8 protein-coding genes and 1 pseudogene are annotated in these 8,559 nt (G+C 41.1%); 7 read left to right on the top strand and 2 right to left on the bottom strand.

Annotated features, from left to right (window positions below; translation table 11 throughout):
• The first annotated feature begins 213 nt into the window (after positions 1-213).
• Together VB654_RS11365 and VB654_RS11370 are read left to right on the top strand one after the other, a co-directional pair.
• Positions 214-1,008 (top strand): M23 family metallopeptidase, encoded by a 795-nt coding sequence (locus VB654_RS11365; protein ID WP_416235676.1) that lies wholly within the window; start codon positions 214-216, stop codon positions 1,006-1,008.
• A 106-nt stretch (positions 1,009-1,114) separates the two neighbouring features.
• On the top strand, positions 1,115-1,972 hold the full coding sequence (locus tag VB654_RS11370) for a peptidoglycan-binding protein (protein WP_323213866.1): 858 nt from the start codon (positions 1,115-1,117) through the stop codon (positions 1,970-1,972).
• Here the strand turns inward: VB654_RS11370 and wecB are convergent.
• Positions 1,969-3,075 (bottom strand): non-hydrolyzing UDP-N-acetylglucosamine 2-epimerase, encoded by a 1,107-nt coding sequence (gene wecB / locus VB654_RS11375; protein WP_323213868.1) that lies wholly within the window; start codon positions 3,073-3,075, stop codon positions 1,969-1,971. The two genes, VB654_RS11370 and wecB, sit on opposite strands and share 4 nt — an antisense overlap.
• 237 nt (positions 3,076-3,312) lie before the next feature.
• Entirely contained in the window at positions 3,313-3,687 is a 375-nt protein-coding gene (locus tag VB654_RS11380) for a hypothetical protein (protein ID WP_323213870.1), read from the bottom strand.
• Between the two features lie 676 nt (positions 3,688-4,363).
• Between VB654_RS11380 and VB654_RS11385 the strand changes: the two genes are divergently transcribed.
• From VB654_RS11385 to VB654_RS11405, 5 genes and pseudogenes are all read left to right on the top strand, one after another.
• Positions 4,364-5,641, top strand: a complete 1,278-nt coding sequence (locus VB654_RS11385; protein WP_323213871.1) for a type IV pilus twitching motility protein PilT — start codon at positions 4,364-4,366, stop codon at positions 5,639-5,641.
• Between the two features lie 26 nt (positions 5,642-5,667).
• Positions 5,668-6,426, top strand: a complete 759-nt coding sequence (locus VB654_RS11390; RefSeq protein WP_323213873.1) for a circadian clock KaiB family protein — start codon at positions 5,668-5,670, stop codon at positions 6,424-6,426.
• 138 nt (positions 6,427-6,564) lie between these two features.
• Positions 6,565-7,962, top strand: coding sequence for a F0F1 ATP synthase subunit beta (gene atpD, locus VB654_RS11395; RefSeq protein WP_323213875.1), 1,398 nt, complete (start codon positions 6,565-6,567; stop codon positions 7,960-7,962).
• A 29-nt stretch (positions 7,963-7,991) separates the two neighbouring features.
• A complete protein-coding gene (locus VB654_RS11400; RefSeq protein ID WP_323213876.1) occupies positions 7,992-8,396 on the top strand; it encodes a F0F1 ATP synthase subunit epsilon in 405 nt (134 codons plus the stop codon).
• Positions 8,380-8,559, top strand: a pseudogene (locus VB654_RS11405) (hypothetical protein); the annotation flags it as partial. The gene VB654_RS11400 and the pseudogene VB654_RS11405, both read left to right, overlap by 17 nt.

Below are 8,559 nucleotides of genomic sequence, written 5' to 3' on the forward strand. Positions count from 1 at the left end.
CTCAGAACTCAGCACTCAGCACTCAGCACTCAGAACTCAGCACTCAGCACTCAGCACTCAGAACTCAGAACTCAGCACTCAGCACTCAGCACTCAGCACGAAGAGAGGTTGAGGAAGTTGAAAAGTTGCCAATTTGACATATTTATTATCCTGATATTACCTTTTGTGTGTTGAAATAACACTTAATCAGAAAGTGTCTAAATGATCATGTTTATGGCAAAGGTGAAGATTATTATTTATGGTTTGATTGCTTTAATTAGTTTAATTAGTACACTAAGTATAAATACTTCTGCCCTGACTCAGTTAGCAAAAGTTTCCATTCCTGCTTCTGGTTTCATTTGGCCCACTCAAGGATCGATTTCTCAAGGTTTCCACAAATATCAACATGAAGGAATTGATATTGCTGGGGCTGCTGGGACTCCTATTTTTGCGGCGGCATCCGGTGATGTGGTCAAAGCAGGTTGGGATAATTGGGGATTAGGTAATGCTATAGAAATTAAACATCTTGATCAAAGTATCACCGTTTACGGCCACAATCGCCGTTTATTGGTGAATCAGGGTCAAAAGGTCAAACAAGGTCAAATGATTGCCGAAATGGGTTCTACTGGTAATAGTTCCGCCCCTCATCTGCACTTTGAAGTTTATCCCAATGGTAGAGTAGCGGCTGACCCGATTCACTTGTTAGCTGCAACCACAGATATAAAAGTTTCACAGTCTTCACCCATAAATCCTGCACCTGTAACCGTTGAAACTGAATGCGGTGGGGTAACAATTCTGGAAGGTGAAACTGTCAATAATCTGATCAAAATTTGTCAAGACAATAACCAGTTATTTTATATTGGGCAGTTGAAGCAAAGCTCAAGTCAACCAATGAGAATACCAGCTTGGAATATTGGACAAGATAAATATCGCGCAGATAACGGTACTTATTCTTACTTAGTCAATCCTGAAGGTGTGGAAGTATGGCGCAATGGCTTACGAATTCGTATTGATAGTTTTAAGACTTAAAAAGATTAATGTAATTTTAAATACCGTAAAATTAAATATAGAGTAAAATCAAGTCATTCGTTGTAAGTTATCGAGTTATTGCATAAAGGGGGGCATTATGGACTATATGGCTTATTCTCATATCTCTATGGCCAATGAGGAAGGGAATGAAAATATTGAATACAATCTTCCTAATTTTCAACTTGAGTGGAAAAAGCTCTTTAAGCCTACTGCAATAGTTACAGATCAAGCAGATAATTCGCCGAAATTCCAATTCCACTGGATAAATTTTCTCAAATCTTCTGCTTGGTTAGCTTTAGCTGGTATCAGTGTGTTTTTTGCCACTGTCACCCACGCTCAGTCCACTTCAACATCTTATGTCAGAACTAACGGTAGTTGTTTACGTGTTCGTGAAGATGCCAACCTCAGATCCCGAACTTTGGACTGTCTCCCTAATGGTACTCAAATAACGACTACGGAAATTATCAATGGTTTTGTTCGGCTGTCTCCGAATAGATTTGTTTCGGCTCGATGGGTCGGCAGTACACCAAATAATCGCCCTGCTACCCCAACTGGTACAGGAGGACCAGTGATTCTGAGCTTGGGATCTCGTGGTGCGGCGGTGACAGAAGTTCAAAGAGCTTTGGGTGTACAACAAACTGGGTATTATGGTCCTACTACTACTCGCGTAGTCAGAGAATTTCAGGCTCGGAATAATTTACGTGTTGATGGCATTGTTGGTCCCCAAACTCGTAGTGCAATTTTTAGAAATGCTAACCAGGGTGGTACAGGTGGGCCAGTGATTCTGAGTCTGGGATCTCGTGGTGCGGCGGTGACAGAAGTTCAAAGAGCTTTAAATGTCGAACCAACTGGATATTATGGTCCTACTACTACTCGCGTAGTTAGAGAATTTCAGGCTCGGAATAATTTACGGGTTGATGGTATTGTGGGTCCCCAAACTCGCAGTGCAATTTTTAGAAGTTAAAAGTAATTTTGCACAATTTCTAAAATGCGTTCGGCTGCGTGACCATCTCCATAGGGATTTACGGCGTTTGCCATTGCTTGATAGGCGTTGGAGTTACTGAGTAATTCAGTCGCAGATTGCACAATGTTCTGAGTTGTAGTTCCCACAAGTTTAGCTGTACCAGCAGTTACAGCCTCTGGCCTTTCTGTCGTATCTCTGAGAACCAATACTGGTTTTCCCAGGCTAGGGGCTTCTTCTTGCAAACCGCCAGAATCAGTTAAGAGGAAATGCGATCGCTCAATAGCCCCCACCAGTTCGCTATAATCTAACGGCTCAATCAAAAAGATCCGTGGATGATTTCCTAAAAGTGCCTGTAATGGTTCTCTTACCGTGGGGTTACGGTGTAATGGTAACAGTAGGGCTGTATCAGAAAACTTATCTAATATCTGTAAAAATGCTTGAGCGATCGCTTGTAATGGTTCTCCCCAATTTTCCCGTCGATGGACTGTAGCTAACAAGGTGCGATATAAGTTCCAATCTAAACCCGGTACATTACAAGCAGGTTTCGTTGCAGCGACATTTAATAGTGCATCAATGACAGTGTTACCTGTGATGTGAATTTCTCCCAAAACCCCAGAACGTTGTAAGTTCTCCGCCGCCCACGGAGTTGGTGCAAAATGTAACTGAGTCACTTGAGAAATTAGCCGCCGATTTGCTTCTTCTGGATAGGGATTAAATAAGTCATCAGTTCTTAACCCAGCTTCTACATGACCAACGGGGATTTTTTGATAAAAAGCTGCCAAAGCTGCGGCAAAAGCTGTGGTCGTATCTCCCTGGACTATGACTAAATCCGGCTGACTTTTTTGGAATAATGCTTCTAAACCCTGTAAACTCAGGCAAGTAATATCATTTAAAGTTTGTTGAGGCTGCATAATTTCTAAATCATCATCAGCCTTCAGATGAAACAACTGCATCACTTGCTCAACCATCTCGCGATGCTGTCCAGTTAAGATTACCTGCAACTCAAATTTTGGCGACTGTTGAAATACTTGAATGACCGGAGCCAGTTTAATTGCTTCCGGTCGTGTACCCAAAATAATGCAAATTTTCTTTTTAATGGTCATTTTTTTTAAATATATAAATAAACAAAAGTAGGTAATAGGTTCAAACTCTGAACCTGAGCGCTAAAGCACTCACTACAAACTATAGCAATCCGATTTAATTTGCAAAAATTTCCAGTTATAAAATCCCGTTACCTTGAAGATAGCGGGATTCTCATTGTTCACAATAGCAAAAACCAAGTATGAAAAAACCCGGCTTAACCGGGCAGATGCTCTGTTTGTCGAATTAAGCAGGATGAACTATACCTCAATGTCACAAGTTAAAGGACAAGCAGCATATACAGAAGTCTGCATTTGTTCAGCTTCTCCATTTAACCAGCTTAACCACTTGACTTGGTTCGGGTGTATGCCCTTGAAAGTCAACACGCCAGCAGCAATCATTACTGCCAAGACATTAAACATGATTAAACCACCTGAAACAAGCAAAACTGCACTAACAGGCATTACAGATTGCAAAACAATTGACAACAAGCATCCGACCGTAGCCATTATAAAAACTAATGGAAAACCGACAACCAGCAAGCACACTGCCAATGTGAAAGTCCAAATCAAAAAACTTTTGATCATCATCAAGGAGTAGGTCTTTCCTAGATTAGAGCTTTGAGCCGAAACCATGACTTTTCCTCCCAAAAATATACAGCAAGGTTTTTATTTCAGTCATAAATCGCTTCTAACGAGTTAACTGAATCTTTCAATTGAAGTTTCAGTATATAAAACCCTTTTCATAAAATGAGCATTTGTTTACTAAACTTTACACTTGATTTTTTGTACCTGTGAATGTAACGGCAATTTCACATTTAATTTGCGAGCTAGTTTATGGCATCTATCTTTAGGAATAGACGGTAATAGAGCTTTGTTGTACAAGGGCGTTTCCTACTATTGGTTTATGATTTACTTAACATTTCTTATAATACTTACCTATAATTCTCATAATTCTCATATCAAGCTGAAAATTTATCTTGGCTGACTGTGCAATTTATTTACGTTTATACTTGACACAAAAAAGGCTGGCGCATAAAAAATAGTGTATAAATATACTTTCATTTATGGTTGTATTTACTGTAGGTATTGCATGGATGTAGTGTGTTAAACAGATATATATGAGAAAAAATAGAAAATATTCTCTAGAAATGAAATACAAGAAAAATTGATTGAAAATATACAAGTATGAAAAATACAATGTCAAGGATTGCTGCTTTGAGGTTCTGAGTAACCTTTCTACGGTATATCAGAGCCACAACCAGAGATTTTTCCCAGGTTTCAGTTGATCAATTCCAAATTTTAAAGTTATATGACAGAATCACAGGTTCCATCAAAGTCAAATCCGGTTCCGCCCCAGAACATACCGCCAATACCCCCGCCTCCGCCATCATTATCCACGCAACGCCATTCCACACAAACGTTGGATATGTCAACTCATCGGAGTTCCAGCCATCGTCCAGGTAGTCCCCCACCGATGCCCATGCCGACAACGATGCCTACTGATGTGACTGTTAAAAGTAACAGTCCGGGGCTGAGTTTAGCACAGATTATCAGAGAGGCTTATGACTTAGGATATTCTGATATTCATTTGGGAGTAGGTGAAATTCCCCGTTTCCGCAACCGAGGAGAAATTCAGCCAACGGATTATCCACAAACAGATAAAGATACATTTATTAGTTGGTTGCAGGAGGTTTTATCAGAGCTAGAAATTCAACATTTTCAAGAAAAGCTAGAATTTGACGGTGCAACTCAATATGACTTCGCTCGTGTGCGGATTAATGTTTTTGACTCCCTCAAAGGCTATGCAATGGTGCTGCGGTTAATTCCCCTAAAAATCTTGTCTATGGAGCAGTTGAGATTACCGCCGATTTTACGGGAGATTTGCCATCACCACAAAGGGTTGATTTTAGTTACCGGGCCAACTGGTTCTGGTAAATCGACGACAATGGCGGCGATGATTGACTACATCAATAAAGAGATGGCTAAACATATCATCACCATTGAAGATCCCATTGAATTTGTCCACCAAAGCCGCAAATCTTTAGTCAAGCAACGGGAAGTCGGAATGCACACCCGGAAATTTGACAACGCTTTAAAAGCAGCTTTACGGGAAGATCCAGATTTGATTCTGGTGGGGGAAATGCGGGATAAAGAAACGGTGAATACTGCCCTAAAAGCGGCTCAAACTGGTCACTTGGTCATGGGAACTCTGCACACTAATAGTGCGGTGAAAACTATTGAACGGATTCTCAATCTTTACGCAGGTGAAGAACAAGAGGCAATGCGGGTGGCAATTTCTGAGTCTTTAGTGGCAGTGGTGGCTCAAGGTTTATGCCGCACAACTGATGGTAAGCGGGCAGCTTTTCACGATATCCTGATTAACACTGAGGCTATCAAAGAATGGATCAAGGATGGTAAATATGATGAAATTACCGAGTTGATGAAGCAAGCCAGTTTTGACGGTATGATTACCATGAATCAATCTTTGCTTAGTCTCTACCACGAAGGCCGGATCACAGAAGAAACGGCGTTGGAAATGTCGCCAACTCCTAACGAAATGGCGCAGTTTCTCCGAGGACGAGTGTAGCAATTGTATTAAATCCTGTAACTGAATTGATCACAGATAAACTATCTAAGCCCCAGTTGTTCAAAGGTATTGCCCTTTTTACACCAGGAGGGGATTTAATTTACTGCATCGACCCTAACAAGCAGGGTCGATGGCATTCACATTTGTGTGGTGCTTTGCAGGAAATTTTAGATTTACCAGAACCGCCACACTTTTTAGTCCCTTGTTACACCGCAACTATTGACCACTGGTTAGATCCACAAACCCACCAAGTCCGAACTTTTGCAGAAGCGTATCCGGCTGTAATTCGGCATCAGGCTGTACTTAATGCCATTTTTGGGACGCAGTTAGTTTGGCAAACAGCACCTTGGCAAGAAGGTTTGTGCGATCGCATGGTATTAAGTACTTATCGCTCGACTTTTCCCCAACTTTGGGAAGACCATGATTTAATTGTGGATTTGGACTGTTCACAATCTAAACCAACTTATTATCCAGCTGTGATAGCTCAGGAAAAGTTACAGTTACAAGCAGAGTGTTATGTTTTACGGCTGTTTGTGGCTGGACATAGTGCAAACACTGAACGTATTCTCAAGAGTCTCCATGAACTTTTAGAGCGATCGCTGGGGTATCCTTACACCATGAAGGTGATTGATGTGTTAACGAATCCTGAACAGGCGGAAATTGACCAAGTTTCGGCGACTCCAACTCTGGTTAAGGTTTGGCCGCAACCGATTCGGCGGATTGTTGGGGATATTGATAATGTCGATAAACTTTTACAGATGTTGGGCGCTAAGGAAAAAATTTAATCTTTCTGTTGAAGGATGTTCTAAATACTGTAATTGATTTAGTTATAGAGGGTGGGTGATGTTATGAATGATATCAAGTTTGTTTAATTAGTGACTATCCCGCAAGCACCAGACAGATAATTTCTAGGACATTAATTGATGCCACAAACTCTAGATTTGTGTCAAGTTAATCGGGGTCAGGTTGTTTCGGTTCGCGGTAGTGTTATTGATGTGCGATTTTCTCAACAGCTTCCTGATGTTTATAGTCAGTTGATAGCGGGGGAAAATGAGAGTGTGGTGATGGAGGTGATGACTCATCTCGATGCTGAGACGGTACGCGGAATTGCTTTGACACCAACATCAGGTTTGGCGCGTGGTTCTGTGGTAATTAATACAGGACATCCCCTACAAGTTCCGGTGGGGAAACGACTGCTAGGGAGAATGTTTAACGTGTTTGGGGAGACAATTGATCGTAAAGCAGAAATATCTGGGGGAGAATGGCGATCGCTTCATCAGCCACCAGTACCCCTAATTCAGCAGTCCACAAGTTCAGAAATTCTGGAAACTGGCATTAAAGCTATTGATATTCTCGCACCTTTAGAACGGGGTGGTAAAGCAGGTTTATTTGGTGGTGCGGGTGTGGGTAAAACTGTATTAATTACGGAGATGATTCACAACATAGTCAGTGAGTATCAGGGAATTAGTCTGTTTTGTGGAATTGGTGAACGTAGTCGGGAAGCTGAGGAACTATACCGTGAAATGCAAGATGCGGGAGTGTTAGAAAACACCATCATGATTTTTGGTCAGATGAATGAACCACCGGGTGCGAGGTTCCGGGTGGGACAAGCAGCTTTAACAATGGCTGAATATTTCCGCGATGATGTCAAACAAGATGTGTTGTTATTAATTGATAATATCTTTCGGTTTATCCAAGCTGGACAAGAAGTTTCTGGGTTAATGGGGCGACTTCCTTCCCGTGTTGGTTATCAACCCACTCTAGAAACAGAACTGGCTGAATTAGAGGAACGCATTGCTAATACCACAACTGGCGCGATTACCTCTGTACAAGCTGTATATGTTCCCGCCGATGATTTTACTGACCCAGCCGCAGTTCACACCTTTGGTCATTTATCAGCATCAATTGTCTTGTCTCGTAAACGTGCTAGTGAAGGGTTTTATCCAGCCGTTGACCCGTTACAGTCCAATTCTAAAATGTTGACACCGCTAGTAGTGGGAAAACATCACTACCAAATCGCCCAAGCTGTGAGACAAACCTTAGCAAACTACGAAGACCTTAAAGATATTATCGCCATTTTGGGCATAGAAGAAATTTCAGCCAGCGATCGCCAAACAGTCACCCGCGCCAGAAGACTAGAGCGATTTTTAACCCAGCCATTTTTTACTACAGAACAATTTACCGGAAAACCAGGCAAATTAGTGAGTTTAGCCGATGCACTTTCCGGATGCGATCGCATTCTCAACGATGAATTTTCCGATTATCCAGAGCGATCGCTTTATATGATTGGTACAGTTGATGAAATAATTCGTAATTCGTAATTCGTAATTCGTAATTCGGAGAATTTACTATGAAATTAAAAGTTTTATTGCCTACACAAATTTTGTTAGAAGAAACAGCTAATAAAATCAATGCCGAAGCTGAAAATGGTGCTTTTGGTATATTACCAAATCATATAGACTTTGTAACTGCACTCGTCCCCGGAATTTTATCATTTGATTCACAACAAGGAGAAGAAATATTTCTCGCTGTTGATCAAGGCATTTTAGTTAAATGTGGTGCAGAGGTTCTTGTCTCAACTAGAAATGCCATTCGGGGTAATAACTTAGAAACATTACAGCAAACAGTAGAAGCACAGTTTAAAACATTAAATGAAAAAGAAAAAATGGCTCGATCTGCTGCCGCTAAATTAGAAATCGGTTTTATTCGAAGTCTTATAGAAACGGGAGGTGCCAGTAGTGAAACCCCCACATAATTCATCACCAAAAAAACGCCAACAATCAGAGACAGACTTTCAAAAGCATATTAGAACTAAATCAGCCCGGAAACTGCGATCGCGACGGCAAAAAGACCGAAGTATTTGGTTTAACTTAGGCGTAATTGGTCTTGTAGGGTGGTCTATAACTATTCCGACCTTA

Origin of the sequence: Nodularia sp. UHCC 0506 (assembly GCF_034931045.1) — a bacterium.
GTDB lineage: Bacteria > Cyanobacteriota > Cyanobacteriia > Cyanobacteriales > Nostocaceae > Nodularia.

What these genes read in the sequence shown, in the direction of transcription:
- VB654_RS11365 (WP_416235676.1), top strand. Translation starts at nt 214, where the DNA reads ATGGCAAAGGTGAAGATTATTATTTATGGTTTGATTGCTTTAATTAGT.
- VB654_RS11370 (WP_323213866.1), top strand. Translation starts at nt 1,115, where the DNA reads ATGGCTTATTCTCATATCTCTATGGCCAATGAGGAAGGGAATGAAAAT.
- wecB (WP_323213868.1), bottom strand. Translation starts at nt 3,075, where the DNA reads ATGACCATTAAAAAGAAAATTTGCATTATTTTGGGTACACGACCGGAA.
- VB654_RS11380 (WP_323213870.1), bottom strand. Translation starts at nt 3,687, where the DNA reads ATGGTTTCGGCTCAAAGCTCTAATCTAGGAAAGACCTACTCCTTGATG.
- VB654_RS11385 (WP_323213871.1), top strand. Translation starts at nt 4,364, where the DNA reads ATGACAGAATCACAGGTTCCATCAAAGTCAAATCCGGTTCCGCCCCAG.
- atpD (WP_323213875.1), top strand. Translation starts at nt 6,565, where the DNA reads ATGCCACAAACTCTAGATTTGTGTCAAGTTAATCGGGGTCAGGTTGTT.
- VB654_RS11400 (WP_323213876.1), top strand. Translation starts at nt 7,992, where the DNA reads ATGAAATTAAAAGTTTTATTGCCTACACAAATTTTGTTAGAAGAAACA.